This window comes from Sphingopyxis sp. HIX (assembly GCF_001468285.1).
In the GTDB taxonomy this organism is placed as follows: Bacteria; Pseudomonadota; Alphaproteobacteria; order Sphingomonadales; family Sphingomonadaceae; genus Sphingopyxis.
Window position 1 is genome coordinate 1 of sequence record NZ_LNSB01000087.1, and the last position, 1,678, is coordinate 1,678.

3 protein-coding genes are annotated in these 1,678 nt (G+C 66.8%); all 3 read right to left on the bottom strand.

The window, feature by feature from the left end:
- Positions 1-161: 161 nt before the first annotated feature.
- From ATE62_RS22615 to ATE62_RS22625, 3 genes are read right to left on the bottom strand one after another with little or no spacing between them, the layout of a single operon-like run.
- Positions 162-404, bottom strand: a complete 243-nt coding sequence (locus ATE62_RS22615) for a hypothetical protein (protein WP_058809671.1) — start codon at positions 402-404, stop codon at positions 162-164.
- Between the two features lies 1 nt (position 405).
- The gene (locus ATE62_RS22620) at positions 406-609 is read right to left on the bottom strand and encodes a hypothetical protein (protein ID WP_058809670.1); all 204 of its coding nucleotides are present in this window, start codon (positions 607-609) and stop codon (positions 406-408) included.
- Between the two features lie 21 nt (positions 610-630).
- Positions 631-1,533, bottom strand: coding sequence for an SPFH domain-containing protein (locus ATE62_RS22625; protein WP_058809669.1), 903 nt, complete (start codon positions 1,531-1,533; stop codon positions 631-633).
- Positions 1,534-1,678: the final 145 nt, after the last annotated feature.

The window sequence follows — 1,678 nt, forward strand, 5'->3', positions numbered from 1 at the left end:
GGCGAGGGGCTAGCGGTGGAAAAGGGCTTTCTTGTCTCCCCTCCCGCAAGCGGGAGGGGTCGGGGGTGGGCAGCGACGTTGCCATGGCCCACCCCGCTGCGACTAGGAAACAAGTTTCCAAGTCTCGCTGCCCCTCCCGCCTGCGGGAGGGGAGATCGGCGTCACCGCCACTTCCACCCGCCCTCGGTCCGCGCGCGGTAGATCGGGAGCGGCGCGAGGCCTGCGGCGATCACCGCGAGGGTCAGCGGCAGCGGCCGGCCCTGCAGCAGCGCCGCGATGCCGGTGATCAGCGCGATGTGCAGCGCGATCACCAGCCAGCCCTGCCAAGCGATCGGCAGGCCGGTGCCGTACCCGCGGCTCCGCGGCCGGAACCAGGGGCGATCGCCCGTCAACAGGTGCAACATCTCAGCTCTCCTCCTTGGGCGGGCGCCCGCGCTTCGCGGGCACCGGCGGTTTGACGCTCACCCCGCGCCGCGCCAGCGCTTCGCGCAGCAACACCTCGATCTCGGCGTTCGCGCTGCGCAGTTCGGCCGCCGCGATCCGCTCGACCGCCGCGTAGAGTGCGGGGTCGAGGCGGAGCGCAAAGGCTTTTTTGGCGGACGTCGACATCGGTCGTTCCCGGTCGCCGGCTCAGTAGAGCGAGCCGGTGTTCACGACGGGCTGGGTCTCGCGTTCGCCGCAGAGGACGACCATCAGGTTCGACACCATCGCCGCCTTGCGCTCGTCGTCGAGCTCGACGACATTCTTCTCCGACAGGTGCTGGAGCGCCATCTCGACCATCGTCACCGCGCCCTCGACCAGCTTCTTGCGCGCCGCGATCACCGCTTCGGCCTGCTGGCGGCGGAGCATCGCGCCGGCGATCTCCTGCGCATAGGCGAGGTGCGTCAGGCCGCATTCGTCGACGGTGATCCCCGCGACGTCGAGCCGCTCGATCAGCGCCTTGCGGAGCTCGACCCCGACCTCGTCGTGGTTGCCGCGCAGCGTTATCTCCTGATGCTCGATATCGTCATAGGGGTAGCGCGAGCCGATCGCGCGCACCGCGGCCTCGATCTGCGCCATCACGAATTCCTTGTAGTCGTCGACGTCGAACAGCGCCTGCGCGGTGTCGGTGACGCGCCACACGACCTGCGCCGCCATCTCGATCGGGTTGCCGCGGAGGTCATTGACCTTGATCTTCTCCGAGATGACGTTGTTCGCGCGCACCGCGATCTTCTTGCGCGTCAGCCAGGGCAGCACCCAGCGCAGCCCCTCCTCGCGGTCGGTGCCCTTATAGGCGCCGAACAGCTGAATGGCGGCCGCCTCATTCGGGTTGATGAGATAGAAGCCGCAGAGGATGAGCGTGCCGACGATCGCCGAGGCGACGACGACGATCCACTTCCACGCGACCATCACTTCGGCATTGCCGTTGCTGATCCCCGCCCAGAGCGCGAGCCCGAGAAGCAGCAGCCAGATGAAGAGCATCAGATACCCGCTCTGCGTGCTCGCCCGCGCCTCGCGGCTGCGGTTCAGTGCGGGCGTTCCCGTGTCGACCATGTTTCCCTCCGAATCATTCGATATAATGATGATATCATATTTATATCGTTTTGGCGGGAGGTCAATGGGGATTGGGTGAGGGTGTGGAGGTCCGGATTGGGGTGGAACTAAGCCATTCCCCTCCCTGAAAGGGAGGGGTTAGGGG